8 protein-coding genes and 1 tRNA gene are annotated in these 16,198 nt (G+C 71.2%); all 9 read right to left on the reverse strand.

What is annotated here, in order from left to right:
• Window positions 1-37: 37 nt before the first annotated feature.
• Window positions 38-111 (reverse strand) — tRNA-Thr (locus ACIQAK_RS09600).
• A gap of 108 nt (window positions 112-219) precedes the next feature.
• Window positions 220-1,749 (reverse strand): alpha/beta hydrolase, encoded by a 1,530-nt coding sequence (locus ACIQAK_RS09605; protein ID WP_366388948.1) that lies wholly within the window; start codon window positions 1,747-1,749, stop codon window positions 220-222.
• A gap of 82 nt (window positions 1,750-1,831) precedes the next feature.
• Entirely contained in the window at window positions 1,832-3,037 is a 1,206-nt protein-coding gene (locus tag ACIQAK_RS09610; protein WP_366388947.1) for a DNA polymerase III subunit delta', read from the reverse strand.
• Window positions 3,038-3,156: 119 nt separating this feature from the next.
• Complete coding sequence (gene tmk, locus ACIQAK_RS09615) at window positions 3,157-6,564, reverse strand: dTMP kinase (RefSeq protein WP_366388946.1); 3,408 nt, start codon at window positions 6,562-6,564, stop codon at window positions 3,157-3,159.
• Between the two features lie 157 nt (window positions 6,565-6,721).
• Window positions 6,722-9,664: a type I DNA topoisomerase gene (gene topA / locus ACIQAK_RS09620; protein ID WP_366388945.1), complete on the reverse strand. Its 2,943-nt coding sequence runs from the start codon at window positions 9,662-9,664 to the stop codon at window positions 6,722-6,724.
• A 281-nt stretch (window positions 9,665-9,945) separates the two neighbouring features.
• Window positions 9,946-10,143 (reverse strand): hypothetical protein, encoded by a 198-nt coding sequence (locus tag ACIQAK_RS09625; protein ID WP_366388983.1) that lies wholly within the window; start codon window positions 10,141-10,143, stop codon window positions 9,946-9,948.
• A gap of 367 nt (window positions 10,144-10,510) precedes the next feature.
• Window positions 10,511-12,043, reverse strand: coding sequence for a methyltransferase (locus tag ACIQAK_RS09630; protein WP_366388944.1), 1,533 nt, complete (start codon window positions 12,041-12,043; stop codon window positions 10,511-10,513).
• A 162-nt stretch (window positions 12,044-12,205) separates the two neighbouring features.
• Window positions 12,206-12,844 (reverse strand): small secreted protein, encoded by a 639-nt coding sequence (locus ACIQAK_RS09635; protein WP_366388943.1) that lies wholly within the window; start codon window positions 12,842-12,844, stop codon window positions 12,206-12,208.
• Window positions 12,845-13,316: 472 nt separating this feature from the next.
• Window positions 13,317-15,773, reverse strand: a complete 2,457-nt coding sequence (locus ACIQAK_RS09640) for a sodium-translocating pyrophosphatase (protein WP_366388942.1) — start codon at window positions 15,771-15,773, stop codon at window positions 13,317-13,319.
• Window positions 15,774-16,198 lie beyond the last annotated feature (425 nt).

Below are 16,198 nucleotides of genomic sequence, written 5' to 3' on the forward strand. Positions count from 1 at the left end.
CCCCAGGTCACGGGCTATGTGACCTGGGGTTTTTCTGAGCCGCCTTCGGGATTCGAACCCGAGACCTACGCATTACGAGTGCGTTGCTCTGGCCAACTGAGCTAAGGCGGCGCGCCCTGCCGCACTATGGTGCGATCAGCAGCGGGGCCAAGTCTACACAGTTTCCGGGGGTGCTCCGTACACGGCACCCCCGGAGGTGTTTGCCCTGGTCAGAGGGGGTCAGGTGCACTTCTTGCCGTCGGCGGGCGGGTTGCCCTCCAGGAGGTACGTGTTGATCGCCGTGTCGATGCAGTCGCTGCCCCGGCCGTACGCGGTGTGGCCGTCGCCTTCGTAGGTGAGCAGGGTGCCGGAGGAGAGCTGGTCGGCGAGGGAGCGGGACCACTTGTACGGGGTGGCGGGGTCGCGGGTGGTGCCGACCACGACGATCGGGGCGGCGCCCCTCGCCTCCGTGCGGTGGGCGGTGCCCGTGGGCTCGGTGGGCCAGTACGCGCAGTTCAGGGAGGCCCAGGCGAAGCCGCGGCCGAAGACCGGGGATGCCTCGTCGAAGTCGGGGAGCGCCTTCTCCACCGCGTCGGGGCTGTCGAAGGCGGGGGGCAGGTCGAGGCAGTTCACGGCGGCGTTGGCGAACATCAGGTTCGGGTACTTCCCGTTCGGCTCGCGTTCGTAGTAGCTGTCGGCCAGCGAGAGGAGGCCGGAGCCGTCGCTGTGCCGGGCGCCGGCCAGCGCCTCGCGGAGCTGGGGCCACACCGCCTCGTCGTACATCGCCGCGATCACCCCGGTGGTGGCCAGGGATTCGCCGAGCGGGCGGTCGTCGCCGGTCGGGATCGGCTTGGCGTCCAGCTCCTTGAACAGCTGCTTCAGCGCGGTCGCCGCGTCGGCGGTGGACGTCGTGCCCAGCGGGCAGTCCGGCTGCTTGACGCAGTCGGCGGCGAAGGACTGGAACGCCTCCTCGAAGCCCGCCGTCTGGTCGCGGTTCATGTCGATGGCCTCTAGGGAGGGGTCCATCGCCCCGTCCAGGACCAGGCGCCCGGCCCGCTCCGGGAACAGGTCCGCGTACGTGGCGCCCAGGAAGGTCCCGTACGAGGCACCCACGTACTGCAGCTTCTCGTCGCCGAGCAACGCCCGCAGGATGTCCATGTCGCGGGCCGTCTCGACGGTGGAGACGTACGGGAGGATCTCGCCGGACCGCTTCTCGCAGCCCCGCGCGAACTTCTCGAAGGCCCCGCCGAGCTTCTTGACCTCGGCCTCGTCGTCGGGTGTCTGATCGACCTGCGTGTAGGCGTCCATCTCCTTGCCGGTCAGGCACTCGACGGGCTCGCTGCGGGCGACACCGCGCGGGTCGATGGCCACCATGTCGTAGCGGGCCCTGACCTGGGCCGGGTAGCCGAGTGCCGCGTATCCCTGGAGATAGCTGATCGCGGAGCCGCCGGGGCCGCCCGGGTTCACCAGGAGCGAGCCGATCCGCTTGCCGGGTCCGGTTGCCTTCTTGCGGGAGACCGCGAGGTCGATGTCGCCGTCATCCGGCTTGTCGTAGTCCCTCGGCGCCTTCATCGTCGCGCACTCGAACCCCTCCACCCCGCAGTCGCGCCAGTTCAGCTTCTGCGCGTAGTACGAGGTCAGTCCGGCGGGAGCGGCCGTGCCGGTCGCGGAGGCGCTCGGCGACGAGCCGCCGCCGCTGCAGCCGGAGACGAGCAGGCCGGCAGTGCCGATCCCGATGGCGAAGGTGCGGAGCAGGCGCCTGGTATCCATCCTGGGAGCGTAGCCGCCGGGTGACGAGTCGTCCGATTCCCTGCTCAATCGGGTGAACAGCCGCCACTCCGGCCCTCCCGGGTCAGCCCGCTCTCAGCGACACCGTCATCGCCTCCACTGCCAGCAGCGGCGCCACATTGCGGTCCATCGCCTGCCGGCACGCGATCACCGCCTCGATCCTGCGCAGAGTCTGCGCGGGCGTCGAGGACCCCGCGATCCGGTCCAGGGAGTCCTGCACGTCCACATTGGCGATGGCGATCCGCGAACCGAGCTGGAGCGCCAGCACATCGCGGTAGAAGCCGGTGAGCTCGGTCAGTGCCAGGTCCAGGCTGTCGCGCTGGGTCCGCGTCTTGCGGCGCTTCTGCTTGTCCTCCAGCTCCTTCATCGCCCCCGCCGTGCCCCGCGGCATCCGGCCGCCCGCGACCCCGCCGAGCGCCGCCTTGAGGTCCTCGGTCTCCTTGACGTCCACCTCCTCCGCCATCTGCTTGGCGTCGTCGGTGGCCGTGTCGATCAGCTCCTGGGCCGCCTTGAGGCAGCCGCCGACGTCGGCGACCCGCAACGGAACCTTGAGCACCGCCGCCCGCCGCGCCCGCACCCGCTCGTCCGTGGCGAGGCGGCGCGCCCGGCCGATGTGCCCCTGGGTGGCCCGCGCCGCCGCGTGGGCCCGGGCGGGATCGACGCCGTCGCGGCGGATCAGGACGTCCGCCACGGCCTCCACCGGCGGGGTGCCCAGGGTCAGGTGGCGGCACCGGGAACGGATCGTGGGCAGGACATCTTCGAGCGACGGGGCGCACAGCATCCAGACCGTGCGCGGCGCGGGCTCCTCGACCGCCTTCAGCAGCACGTTGCCCGCGCCCTCGGTGAGCCGGTCGGCGTCCTCCATGACGATGACCTGCCACCGGCCGACCGCCGGGGAGAGCTGGGCGCGGCGGACCAGGTCGCGGGTCTCCTTCACACCGATGGAGAGCAGGTCCGTACGGATGACCTGGACGTCGGCGTGCGTACCGATCAGGCTCGTGTGGCAGCCGTCGCAGAAGCCGCAGCCGGGCTCCCCGCCCAGTGCGCGGTCCGGGCTGGTGCACTGGAGCGCGGCGGCGAAGGCCCGGGCGGCGGTGGACCGCCCGGAACCCGGGGGTCCGGTGAACAGCCAGGCATGGGTCATCTTCGAGCCCTGCTCCACCGCCTCACCGTCGGAGACGGCCGTGACCAGCGCATCGGCGTCCTTGGCGGCAGCGGCGAGCTGTTCCCGCACTCGGTCCTGTCCGACCAGGTCGTCCCATACGGTCATGGGTCACCGCCCTTCCCATCGTCGGATCCCATGTCGGATTCCATTGTGGGGGACGCCACTGACAGTCCGGCCCGCCCACCCCTCAGGGGCGGACGGGCCGGACTTCGGGCAGGTTCGGGTCAGCCGCGCGGGCGGCGCCCCCGGCCCCTGGGGCCGTCGTCGTCGTGCCCGCCGAGCAGTTCGTCCGCCAGTGTCGGCAGATCGTCCAGCGGGGTCTCCTCGGCCCAGTCCGAACGGGGGCGCTTGCGGCGGCTGCGGGACTCGTCACCGGCCGGGCCCGCGGCCTGCGGATCCTCGACCTGCGGCAGTTCCCGGGTGCGCTCGTTCTCGCTCTCCACCGGCGAGGACGCCGGGCCCTCGTCCCGGAAGTAGCCCGGGGGCACCCGATCGGAAGGCTGGTCGCCGCGCACGGGCGGCAGCACGGCCGTCTCGTCGGCGTCCCGGGTATCACGTACGTCCCGGGAGTCGCGCCCCGGTCGCTCGTCCGTGATCCGCGGCAGCATCGTCGTCTCGTCCTCCTCCGAAGGAGAAGGACGGCGGTCGGACGGCGTGCGCTCCTCGGGACGTGCCGTGGGCACCGGCTGCGTGATGTCGTTCGGGTTCACGATCGGCGTCGGCACCGTCAGCTCGTTCTCCGGAACGGTGGGCCCCTCCGACCGCGAGGACGCCTCCATAGAGGACGCCTTCGTAAAGGACGCCTTCGTAGAGGACGTCTCCGTAAAGGACGCCTCCGTACGGGAATCACGCGCATCGCGGGGATCACGCGGATCACGCGGATCACGGGACTCGCGGACATCACGCGGATCACGGGACTCGTGAGATGCGCGGGAAGCCGCAACCCTCTCGGCCTCCGCCCGAGCCGCCTCCGCCCGAGCCGCCGCAGCCCTCTCCGCCGCAACCCTCTCGGCCTCCGCCCGAGCCGCCTCCGCCCGAGCCGCCTCCGTACGGGCGGCCGCCTCGGCCTCCGCCCGGCGGCGGGCCTCCTCGGCCCGGACCAGCGCCTCCTCCGCCTTGCGCTGCTTCTCCAGGCGGAGCGCCTCCGCCTCCTTGCGCAGCCGCGCCTCCTCCTCGGCCTGCTTGCGGAGGCGTTCCTGCTCTGCCTCGCGGGCCCGCTCCTCGGCCTCCAGCCGGCGGCGGTCCTCCTCGGCGCGGCGGCGGGCCTCCTCGGCGCGCTGCCGGGCCTCCTCCGCCTGGCGTTCGGCCTCGCGCCGGCGGGCCTCCTCCAGCTCGCGCTGCTTGCGCTCCTCCTCCTCGGCGCGCAGCCGGGCGAGCTGCTCCTGGCGCTCCTTCTCCAGGCGCTCCTCCTCGGCCTTGCGGGCGGCCTCTTCCTCCGCCTTGCGCCGCGCCTCCTCCTCGGCCTTGCGGCGGGCCTCCTCGATGGCCTCGATCTCGGCCTCGGAGAGCGGGAGGAGCCGGTCGAGCCGGTGACGTACGACCGTGGTGATCGCTTCGGGCTCCTGCCCGGCGTCCACCACCAGGTAGCGCGTCGGGTCGGCCGCGGCCAGGGTCAGGAACCCGGACCGTACCCGCTCATGGAACTCCGTCGGCTCCGACTCCAGCCGGTCCGGCGCCTCCGTGAACCGTTCCCGCGCGGTCTGCGGGTCGACGTCCAGCAGCACCGTCAGATGCGGTACGAGGCCGCTCGTCGCCCACCGCGAGATCCGGGCGATCTCGGTCGGGGCCAGGTCGCGTCCGGCGCCCTGGTAGGCGACGGAGGAGTCGATGTAGCGGTCGGAGATGACGATCGCGCCGCGCTCCAGCGCCGGACGGACCACGGAGTCGACGTGCTCGGCGCGGTCGGCGGCGTACAGCAGCGCCTCGGCGCGGTTGGAGAGACCGGCCGAGGAGACGTCCAGCAGGATCGACCGCAGCCGCTTGCCGACCGGGGTGGCGCCGGGCTCGCGGGTCACGACGACCTCGTGGCCCTTGGACCGGATCCAGTCGGTGAGCGCCTCCACCTGGGTGGACTTGCCCGCTCCGTCGCCGCCCTCCAGGGCGAGGAAGAAGCCCGTGGCCGCCGGGGCGACCGCCGGGTCACCGCCGCGCAGCGCCTCGCGCAGGTCGCGGCGGAGCGGTACGCCCGCCCGGTCGTCCGTCCTGGCGACGACGATCGCGGCGAGCGGCAGCAGCAGCGCGCCGATCAGCATCAGCGTGTAGGCCGCCCCGCCGTGGGCGAAGGCGAAGTCGCCGCTGCCCAGGCGGTGCTGCCCGATCGCGGCGGCGAGCAACGGGCCAGCGACCGCGCCGAGCGCGACGAGCACCCGCACGAGGGCCTGGAGGTGTTCGGTGGTCCGGGCCTGCCGGAACGCCTCGGTCTCCTGGTCGATGATCGTGTGGCCGATGTTGGCGGCGACCCCGGCCGCGTAACCGGCCAGCAGGGCGATCCCGAGCCCGGTGGCCGTGTCCGGCACCAGGCCGAGCGCGAGGAGCGCGAGGCCCGTGACGGCGGTGGCCAGCGCGAGCAGGCGGCGCCGCGACAGGGCGGGGAGCACCTTCTGCGCCGTACGGATACCGAGGGCGGTGCCGCCGGTCAGCGCGAGGATCAGCAGCGCGAACGTAACGGGTCCGCCGCCCAGGTCATAGGCATGCAGGACGGATACGGCCGCGGCCGCGGCGATGGCTCCGGCGACGGCCGCGCAGACCGCGACGGTCAGCGGGAGGGCGCCGGTGCGGCCCTTGTCGGGGACGCTGCCGGTGGTGGGGCGGCGCAGCCCTTCCAGGGGCGAGCGCGGCCGGGGGGTCTGGGTGTCGGGCAGTTCGAGGAAGTACAGGGTCGAGATGGAGGCCGAGAACAGACCGGCCGCCACATACGAACCGAGGGCCGCCTGGTGGAAGGAGAACCATTCCAGGCCCGTGCCGAGGAGGTTGCCGACCAGCGTGGCGGCCAGGAGGACCACCGCGGCGGCGGGGACGGCGAGGAAGTTCGTACGGAGCGACAGCCTGCGCAGGGCGTCGAGGTGGTCGGGGAGCGGACGTACGGCGGCGCCCTCGATCGGCGGGGCCGGCAGCAGCGCCGGGGCGGCGCTCTCCTTGGCCACCGCCCACAGGCGCTCGGCCGCACCCGTCACGAAGACGGTGATGAGGATCATCATGGGCGCCTTGTTCGGCACCCAGTCGATCCACAGCGGGGCGACGACCAGCAGGGCGAGCCGGAGCCCGTCCGTCCCGATCATCAGCCACCGCCGGTCCAGTTTCCCGCCGGGCGCGGTGAGCGTCGTCAAAGGCCCCAGGAGTACGGCTCCGAAGAGCACGGTGGAAAGGATGCGGGCACCGAACACGGCGGCGACGGCGAAGGCCGCCCCGCGGTATCCGGCCCCGAATGAGCCCTCCAGGACCGCTGCTTGCAGCGACAACAGCACCAACACGAGAAGGGCGAGTGCATCGCCGATACCGCCGACGAGCTGGGCGCTCCACAACCGCTTCAGCGGGGGAACACGCAACAGGGCTCGTACGGCGCGCTCGCGTGAGTCTGCGGCAAGTGTGTCGGAGGTGGGGCTCACGACCGTTGGCTGCTCGGCTCGCGTCATCCGCCCAGCCTATCGGCAGCGGTGCGGTGACTGTCGGCCCGTCCGAACATATGGCCGCAGACGACTTCCGGCCAGCTCTCGAACAGGCCTCCGACGCAGTGCTGCCCGGCACCTGGATCAGGTGCCGGGCAGCAAGGGGTCACAACATCAGAACCGGTCAGTCCTCGGAGGAGGGCGACGAGGAGACCGAAGCGGAAGCGGAAACCGAGGCGGTCTTCTTCGCCGTCGCCGTCTTCTTGGCCGCTGGCTTCGTAGCCGCCGTCTTCGTAGCCGCCGTCTTGGTGGCCGTCGTCTTCGTGGTGGTCGTCTTCTTCGCCGCGGTCTTCTTGGCGGCCGTGGTCTTGGCGGCCGTCGTCTTCTTCGCGGCCGTCTTCTTGGCCGTCGCCTTCTTCGCCGGGGCCTTCTTCGCCGTCTTCTTCTTGGCGGGTCCCTTGGCGCGCTTCTCGGCGAGCAGCTCGTAGCCGCGCTCCGACGTGATGTCCTCGACGCTGTCATCGGTCCGCAGCGTCGCGTTGGTCTCGCCGTCGGTGACGTACGCGCCGAAGCGGCCGTCCTTCACCACGACCGGCGCACCGCTGACCGGGTCGGTGCCCAGCTCCTTCAGCGGCGGCTTGGCCGCGGCCCGGCCGCGCTGCTTGGGCTGGGCGTAGATCGCCAACGCCTCTTCGAGGGTGATGTCGAAGAGCTGATCCTCGGAGGTCAGCGAGCGGGAGTCGGTGCCCTTCTTCAGATACGGGCCGTAGCGGCCGTTCTGCGCGGTGATCTCGACGCCCTCGGCGTCCTCACCGACGACGCGCGGCAGCGACATCAGCTTGAGGGCGTCGGCGAGGGTGACCGTGTCCAGGGACATGGACTTGAAGAGGGAGGCGGTCCGCGGCTTCACCGCGTTCTTGCCGGTCTTCGGCGTCCCCTCGGGCAGCACCTCGGTGACGTACGGGCCGTAGCGGCCGTCCTTGGCGATGATCTGGTTGCCGGACACCGGGTCGGCGCCCAGTTCGAAGTCGCCGCTGGGCTTGGCCAGCAGCTCCTCGGCGAGCTCCACGCTCAGCTCGTCGGGTGCCAGGTCCTCGGGCACGTCGGCGCGCTGGTGGCCCTCGGCGTCCTTCTCGCCCCGCTCGATGTACGGGCCGTAGCGGCCGACGCGGAGCTTGATGTCGTTGCCGACCGGGAAGGAGGAGATCTCCCGGGCGTCGATCGCGCCGAGGTCGGTGACCAGTTCCTTCAGGCCGCCGAGGTGGTCGCCGTCGCCGTTGCCCGCGTCGGAGGCCGCACCGGCTCCGGAGAGGTCGTCACCGGGCTGGGCGCCGAAGTAGAAGCGCTTGAGCCACGGCACGGACTGGGCCTCGCCCCGGGCGATGCGGTCGAGGTCGTCCTCCATGCGGGCGGTGAAGTCGTAGTCGACGAGCCGGCCGAAGTGCTTCTCCAGCAGGTTGACCACGGCGAAGGAGAGGAAGGACGGGACGAGCGCCGTGCCCTTCTTGAAGACGTAGCCGCGGTCCAGGATGGTCCCGATGATCGACGCGTACGTCGACGGGCGGCCGATCTCGCGCTCTTCGAGCTCTTTGACCAGCGAGGCCTCGGTGTAGCGGGCCGGAGGCTTGGTGGCGTGCCCGTCGACCGTGATCTCGTCGGCGGACAGCGCGTCGCCCTCGGTGACCTGCGGCAGCCGCCGCTCACGGTCGTCCAGCTCGGCGTTCGGGTCGTCGGCGCCTTCGACGTACGCCTTCATGAAGCCGTGGAAGGTGATCGTCTTGCCGGAGGCGGAGAACTCGGCGTCCCGGCCGTCGCTCGTCCGGCCGCCGATCTTGACGGTGACGGAGTTACCGGTCGCGTCCTTCATCTGGGAGGCGACGGTCCGCTTCCAGATCAGCTCGTAGAGCCGGAACTGGTCGCCGGTGAGCCCGGTCTCGGCGGGGGTGCGGAAGCGGTCGCCGGAGGGGCGGATCGCCTCGTGCGCCTCCTGCGCGTTCTTGACCTTCCCGGCGTACGTACGCGGCTTCTCGGGCAGGTAGTTCGCCCCGTACAACTGCGTGACCTGGGCCCGGGCCGCGGAGACCGCGGTGTCCGAGAGGGTCGTGGAGTCCGTACGCATATAGGTGATGAAGCCGTTCTCGTACAGCTTCTGCGCCACCTGCATGGTCGCCTTGGCCCCGAAGCCCAGCTTGCGGCTCGCCTCCTGCTGGAGGGTCGTCGTCCGGAAGGGGGCGTACGGGGAGCGGCGGTACGGCTTCGACTCGACGGACCGGACCGCGAAGGAGGAGTCGGCGAGCGCGGCGGCCAGGGCGCGGGCGTTCACCTCGTCCAGGTGCAGGGTCTGGGCCGAGCCGGCCTTGAGCTGCCCGTCGGCGCCGAAGTCGCGGCCCTGGGCGATCCGGCGGCCGTCGACCGCGCTGAGGCGGGCGGTCAGGGTCGAGGGGTCGGAGGCGTCACCGGTGCGGCCGGTGGCGAACTTTCCGGTCAGGTCCCAGTACTCGGCGGAGCGGAAGGCGATGCGCTCGCGCTCCCGCTCGACGACGAGGCGGGTGGCGACGGACTGGACGCGGCCCGCCGAGAGCTTCGGCATGACCTTCTTCCACAGGACCGGCGAGACCTCGTAGCCGTAGAGGCGGTCAAGGATGCGGCGGGTCTCCTGGGCGTCGACCATGCGCTGGTTGAGCTCGCGCGGGTTGGCGACGGCGGCCCGGATCGCGTCCTTGGTGATCTCGTGGAAGACCATCCGGTGGACCGGGACCTTGGGCTTGAGCACTTCCTGCAGGTGCCACGCGATGGCTTCGCCCTCGCGGTCCTCATCGGTGGCGAGGAAGAGTTCGTCGGACTCGGCCAGCAGCTGCTTGAGCTTCCTGACCTGGGCCTTCTTATCCGCGTTGACGACATAGATGGGCTGGAAGTCGTGTTCGACGTCCACCCCGAGGCGGCGTACCTCGCCGGTGTACTCGTCCGGGACCTCGGCCGCGCCGTTCGGGAGGTCGCGGATGTGCCCGACGCTCGCCTCGACGACGTATCCGGGGCCGAGATAGCCCTTGATCGTCTTCGCCTTGGCAGGCGACTCGACGATGACGAGTCGGCGGCCGCCCTGTGCGGTCTCGCTGGTCGGGGACAACTTCGCTCTTCTCTCCGGTCGACACTCGATGGGCATCCGGGCAGCGTCGAGACGCTTCCCGCGGTGCTGTCGCTGCGGAGTGTGACGGTACAACCCGCCCCCGTGTCAAACGGCGAAAGCCCGCAACGGCCACTCGAACGGTAACCCGACTTCCGCCATTCCTGCCGCCCGGACCGTCGGGTCCGCGCCGCGCGAAGCCCTGACCTAGGGGTTCGGGGAGGTGGTCCCGGCGACCGCCCGGCACCCCCTCGAACCGGCCCCCGCCCCGGCGCGGGCACGGGTCAGACCAGCGTGCAGCACCACACGCCGAGGACCAGGAAAACTACGCCGAAGACTGTCGTGAGTGCGGTGGAGGCGACGGGGCTCACACCGTGCAGCACCGGCGCGCGGTGCACGGCGCGCGCCCCGGTCCAGGTGAGGAGCGCGGCACCGAAGAGCACGAAGGCCGTGCCGGCGAAGACTGCTGCGACGCTGTCCATGTCGTACCCCTCGACCCTGTCGTACCGCTCGAGCACGTCGTACCGCTCGATCATGGAGGAGGCTGCCACCCCGGGGCGTCGTCGACACGAACCCCGGGTGAACAGCACCCGCCCACCGGGAGTACCCGGGTCATCACCTGCCGTCAGGAGGGTCGGCCCCGCCTCCGCGCGCGTCGAACACCCGGCGAGGGCCGCGAGGAGGCACCGCCGCCCGTCCCGTAAGAGCCCCGAGCGGAATCCGAGGACCGGGCGGGAGCAGGGCGGCGGTACGCGTGAAGGTCCTGGTCACAGGTCCATGGAGGACAGAGGGCGGTGGTCGGCCGGTCCGGAGTGGAGTCGGATGAGGATGGCCGGCGTCACGCCACCCTCACCCGGTGCTCTCCCCGGCTACGGTCCCGGGCACCGGCTCCAGGAAGCCCTCCTCGACCAGCAGCCGGATCGCCTGCGGGGTGCGGTCGCGCAGGAGCACCGGGTCCTCGGACATCAGCTGGGCGATGGCGTCCAGGATCCGCCCGGCGGGCAGCGACCCGTCGCACACGCCGGCGAACCCTGCGCCCACCGCGTCGACCTTGGTCGCCCGCATCATGCCGCGGTGCTGCCGCAGCACCACGTGCTCGGGGTCCTCCGCCCCCGGCAGGCCCACCTGCTCCTGTACGACCTCGGCGGCGAGGGTGAAGTGCCCGGCGAGCAGCGCGGCGTCGTCCTGGTCGCGCAGATAGTCCTGGCGGGCGAAGTGATCCTCGACGGCACGGCCCAGCGGCTGCTGGACGGCGTGCGGCCACTCCTCGACGATGATCGAGGGGTCCCCCGCGGCCGCGGCGGCGGACCTGCGCAGGGTGATCCAGCCGAAGCCGACGGACGTGGTCCCGCGCGCCTCGAACTCGTCGAGCCACGCCTCGTACCGCTCGGCGTACGCCTCCGGGTCGCTGCGGTGGTCGCCGCTGTCGCGCAGCCACAACTCGGCGTACTGCGTGACGTCCTGGACCTCGCGCTGCACGATCCAGGCGTCGCAGCCGGCGGGCACCCACGAGCGCAGCCGCTCCTGCCACTCCTCGCCCTCCACGTGCTGCCAGTTGGCCAGGAACTGGGCGTATCCCCCCTCGTTCAGGTGTTCTCCCGCCTGCTGGACCAGGGTGCGGCACAGGTCGTCGCCGCCCATGCCGCCGTCCCGGTAGGTGAGGCGGGCGCCGGGCGAGATGACGAAGGGCGGGTTGGAGACGATCAGGTCGAAGGTCTCGGCGGCTACCGGCTCGAAGAGAGAACCCGCGCGGAGGTCGGCGGGGGCGGCTCCGGACAGGGCGAGAGTGAGCCGGGTGAACTCCAGGGCGCGGGGGTTGAGGTCCGTCGCGGTGACACGGGTGGCGTGCTGGGCGGCGTGCAGCGCCTGGATGCCGGAGCCCGTACCCAGGTCCAGGGCCGATGCGACCGGCGTACGGACGGTGATGCCGGCCAGGGTGGTGGAGGCCCCACCGACCCCGAGGACGACGCCCTCCTCGTGGGAGCCGATCCCGCCCGCACCCCCGACCGCGCAGCCGAGGTCGGAGACGATGAACCAGTCCTCGCCGTCCGGGCCGCCGTACGGCCGTACGTCGACGGTGGCGCGGACCAGCCCCTCCTCGACGCTCACCCAACCGTCCTGGACGCATTCCTCCAGCGGCAGGGCGGCGCGGGCCTGCTCCCTGGGGACGGGGCGCTGGAGCAGGAACAGCCGCACCAGCGTGTCGAGCGGCGACACACCCCGGGTGGCGCGCAGGGCGGGGACCGTCTCGCTGCGGGCGAGCGCGGCGTAGGCGGCTGCACCGAGCCGGTCGAGGAGCCCGTCGGCGGTGAAGGCCGCGGCGAGCAGCGCCTCGCGGAGGTTGGCGGTGTGGTCGGGTGCGGGAAGGCTGGTCTCACTCACCCGGCCATTGTGTCCGGTCCCACTGACAACGGCAGCGGCCCGGACACTCACCGAGTCTCCGGGCCGCCGCGTCAAGGCCGCTCAGCCGGTCTCCGGGCCGCCGCGTCAAGGCCGCTCAACCGGTCTCCGGGCCGCCGGAGGCTGGCTCCCGACAGCCGAGGGTTACGCCTTCTTCTCCGAGGCCGACGCCGAGGGAGCCACCGCCGCACCCGCGTCCGGCGCCCCTGAGCCCGAGGGGCTGGCGGGTCCGGTCGAGGCCGCCGGCTTCTGGCAGCCCTTCTGCTTCGACATCGCGGAGCCGACCTCACCGGACTGAAGCTTCCTCAGTGCCTGGTCACCGCTGGTGCTGATCTTGTTCAGCTCGTCGGCGATGCCCTTGAGACCGTCGGCGAACTTCGCCTGGTCCTTGGTCTCGAGGGCGTCGACCTTGGTCTTCAGACCGGCGTACGCCGTGGCGGAGTCGTTGAGCTCCTTCACGGCCTCCTTCTGCGTGGTCTCGCCGCCGTCGACCGGCGGCGGGCCGGCCGAGTCCACGGCCGCGCCCAGCGACTTGTAGGCCTGGGAGATCTGCTGGAAGGCGGCCGAGTCCGTCTTCTGGACATCGGCGGGCTTGCTGTTGTCAGCGGTCTGCTGCTGGATGGAGGCGTTGGCGTTGGCGATTTTCTGCAGCTGGGGCTGGACCTGGTCGCAGACCTTCTTGGCCCAGTCGTTCACCTTGTTGTCGCTGTCGTCGCTGCAACCCGACAGCGTCAGTACGAGTACCGCACCGCCGGACAGTGCGGCTGCAAGCTTCTTGTTCACCGGATGGGTCCCTTCCAAGGCTCTCGGCCCCGGAACTTACACGCCGGGAGGGCTCCATCCGGGTGCCGGGCATCCGATGTACACCCTTTTGAAGCCATTTGCATCAAGGGAAATGAGGGAGACGCCACTCGGTCGGCGATTCCGACACCCTTGCGGTCACTCATCAGGACGAGCGGTCAGTCACCAGAACGAGGAAGAGCGACAGGGAACGCAGAGCTCCGACCGTCCGTTCCCCCACACAGGAGCACAGGAGCACAGGAGCACAGGAGCACAGGAGCACAGGAGGGCAGGAGCACGGGCGGGCAGGAGCACAGGAGGGCGGGCGGGCAGTACGCCAACGCGCGCCGCCCGCCCGCACGGTGACCACCCATCACCCCTGGCCCGTCACCGATGGCCCGTCACCGATGGCCCGTCACCTGTGCGTCGTCATTCGGAATTCGGGACCGGCAGGATCCCCTTCCGTCCGTATCCCTCATGGGGCCGCTGCGGGGTCCGGCGCCGGGACCGACGTGCCGCCGCCGCCCGGAGCACCACCGCTGTCGTCCTCCCCCACAGCGATGCCGCGCCGCTTGGACACGTAGACCGCGCCGACGATGACCACGAGGGCGAAGACGGCCACCAGCGCCCGTACCCAGGGGTTCGCGTCCGCCCCGTAGCTGAACTGCACCACCGCCGGGGCGATGAGCAGCGCGACCAGGTTCATCACCTTCAGGAGCGGGTTGATCGCCGGACCCGCCGTGTCCTTGAACGGGTCGCCGACCGTGTCACCGATCACGGTCGCGGCGTGCGCGTCGCTGCCCTTGCCGCCGTAGTGCCCGTCCTCGACGAGCTTCTTGGCGTTGTCCCAGGCACCGCCGGAGTTGGCGAGGAAGACCGCCATCAGGGTGCCGGTGGCGATGGCACCGGCGAGATACGAGCCGAGCGCGCCCACGCCGAGGCTGAACCCGACCGCGATCGGCGCCAGGACCGCGAGCAGGCCGGGTGTGGCCAGCTCACGCAGGGCGTCCTTGGTGCAGATGTCGACGACGCGGCCGTACTCCGGCTTCTCCGTGTAGTCCATGATCCCGGGGTGCTCGCGGAACTGCCGCCGCACCTCGTACACCACGGCTCCGGCGGACCGGGAGACCGCGTTGATGGCGAGTCCCGAGAAGAGGAAGACGACCGCCGCGCCGAGGATCAGGCCGACGAGGTTGTTGGGCTGCGAGATGTCCAGACTCAGCCCGAGCTCTCCCGCCCCGGCCCCCACGTCGGCGACGGCCGTGGCGATGGCGTCGCGGTAGGAGCCGAAGAGCGCGGCCGCCGCCAGGACGGCGGTGGCGATGGCGATGCCCTTGGTGATGGCCTTGGTCGTGTTGCCGACGGCGTCCAGATCGGTGAGCACCTGCGCCCCGGCGCCCGTGACGTCCCCGGACATCTCGGCGATGCCCTGGGCGTTGTCGGAGACCGGCCCGAAGGTGTCCATGGCCACGATCACCCCCACCGTGGTGAGCAGGCCGGTCCCGGCGAGCGCCACCGCGAAGAGCGCCAGCATGATCGACGTACCGCCCAGCAGGAACGCCCCGTAGACGCCCAGACCGATCAGCAGGGCGGTGTAGACGGCGGACTCCAGGCCGATGGAGACGCCGGCGAGCACCACGGTCGCCGGACCGGTCAGCGAGGACTTGCCGATGTCCTGGACGGGGCGTCGCTTCGTCTCGGTGAAGTAGCCGGTGAGCTGCTGGATCAGCCCGGCGAGGACGATGCCGATGGCCACCGCGACCAGTGCGAAGACGCGGGGGTCGCCGCCGTGCCCGGTGATCGCCTCGTCGGTGACCCCGTCCAGTCCGGCGTACGAGGACGGCAGATAGACGAAGGAGGCGACAGCCACCAGGACGAGCGAGACCACCGCGGAGATGAAGAAACCGCGGTTGATCGCGGTCATGCCGCTGCGGTCGGCTCGTCGCGGGGCCACGGCGAAGATCCCGATCATCGCGGTGACGACACCGATCGCCGGGACCATCAGAGGAAAGGCCAGGCCGGAGTCGCCGAAGGCGGCCATGCCGAGGATGAGCGCGGCGACGAGCGTCACGGCGTACGACTCGAAGAGGTCGGCGGCCATGCCCGCGCAGTCGCCGACGTTGTCGCCCACGTTGTCGGCGATGGTGGCGGCGTTGCGCGGGTCATCCTCCGGAATGCCCTGTTCCACCTTGCCGACGAGGTCGGCGCCCACATCGGCGGCCTTGGTGAAGATCCCGCCGCCGACCCTCATGAACATGGCGATCAGCGCCGCACCGAGGCCGAATCCCTCCAGCACCTTGGGCGCGTCGGCCGCGTAGACGAGAACCACGCACGAAGCGCCGAGCAGCCCGAGTCCCACCGTGATCATTCCGACCACTCCGCCGGTGCGGAAGGCGATTTTCATCGCCCGGTGCGAGACGGTGGTGAGATCCTTTTCCGGCTCACCCTCTCCCGGAGTCGCCTCACGCGCGGCGGCGGCCACGCGCACATTGCTCCGTACGGCGAGTCGCATACCGATGTATCCGGTCGCCGCCGAGAAAAGCGCCCCCACCAGGAAGAACAGTGAACGCCCGGCGCGTTGTGACCAGTTGTCGGCCGGCAACAACAGCAACAGGAAGAACACGATGACGGCGAAAACGCCGACCGTTCGCAGCTGCCGGGCCAGATAGGCGTTGGCGCCCTCCTGGACCGCCGCGGCGATCTCCTTCATGCGCTCGGTGCCCTCGCCGGCCGCCAGGACCTGGCGTACCAGCAGCCGGGCGACGATGAGCGCGGCGACGGCGACGACCGCCACGACGATGACGATCAGCCGGTTGTCGTCGGTGAGTACCGCCGCCGCGAGGGAGACGGGCCGGTCGGAAAGTGCGGATTCTTGCGTCGGTGCAGCCATGGGGGCCGGTGCAGCCATTGGGGTGGTGAAGAACTCCGCCATACGTCCTCCTTGACGCTCAGCGCTCAAGACGTGGACGGATTGTAGGGAGCGGAACCCGATCAAAACAGTGGTCGGGAAGAGAATTGATCGCACTCCCCCCAACGCCCGAAGATCGACGGAAGATTCTCCCCGAATGCAGTAATGGCGCGGACGCGTTACGCAGACGCGTCACAAGGCGCTCCGCGCAGAGAAAGGCATTCGGAGGAGGCCACCGGGCAGCACGGGAAAGGCCCTGCTCAGCAGGGCCTCGGGAAAAGCGGCACGGTGCGCCGAACAGCTCACTACCGAACGGGACGCCGCACGCTCAAGGTCGTACGGGACCCCGCGGGCTCGCGGCCGGACGGGACGGGACGCCACAGGCTCGCGGTCGTGCGGTACGCCACAGGCTGAGGCCGTGCGGTACGGCACAGGCTCACGTGCCGCAG

Source organism: Streptomyces sp. NPDC088706 (assembly GCF_044752765.1).
In the GTDB taxonomy this organism is placed as follows: Bacteria; Actinomycetota; Actinomycetes; order Streptomycetales; family Streptomycetaceae; genus Streptomyces.

What these genes read in the sequence shown, in the direction of transcription:
- ACIQAK_RS09640 (WP_366388942.1), bottom strand. Translation starts at nt 15,773, where the DNA reads ATGGCGGAGTTCTTCACCACCCCAATGGCTGCACCGGCCCCCATGGCT.
- tmk (WP_366388946.1), bottom strand. Translation starts at nt 6,564, where the DNA reads ATGACGCGAGCCGAGCAGCCAACGGTCGTGAGCCCCACCTCCGACACA.
- ACIQAK_RS09610 (WP_366388947.1), bottom strand. Translation starts at nt 3,037, where the DNA reads ATGACCGTATGGGACGACCTGGTCGGACAGGACCGAGTGCGGGAACAG.
- ACIQAK_RS09605 (WP_366388948.1), bottom strand. Translation starts at nt 1,749, where the DNA reads ATGGATACCAGGCGCCTGCTCCGCACCTTCGCCATCGGGATCGGCACT.
- ACIQAK_RS09625 (WP_366388983.1), bottom strand. Translation starts at nt 10,143, where the DNA reads ATGGACAGCGTCGCAGCAGTCTTCGCCGGCACGGCCTTCGTGCTCTTC.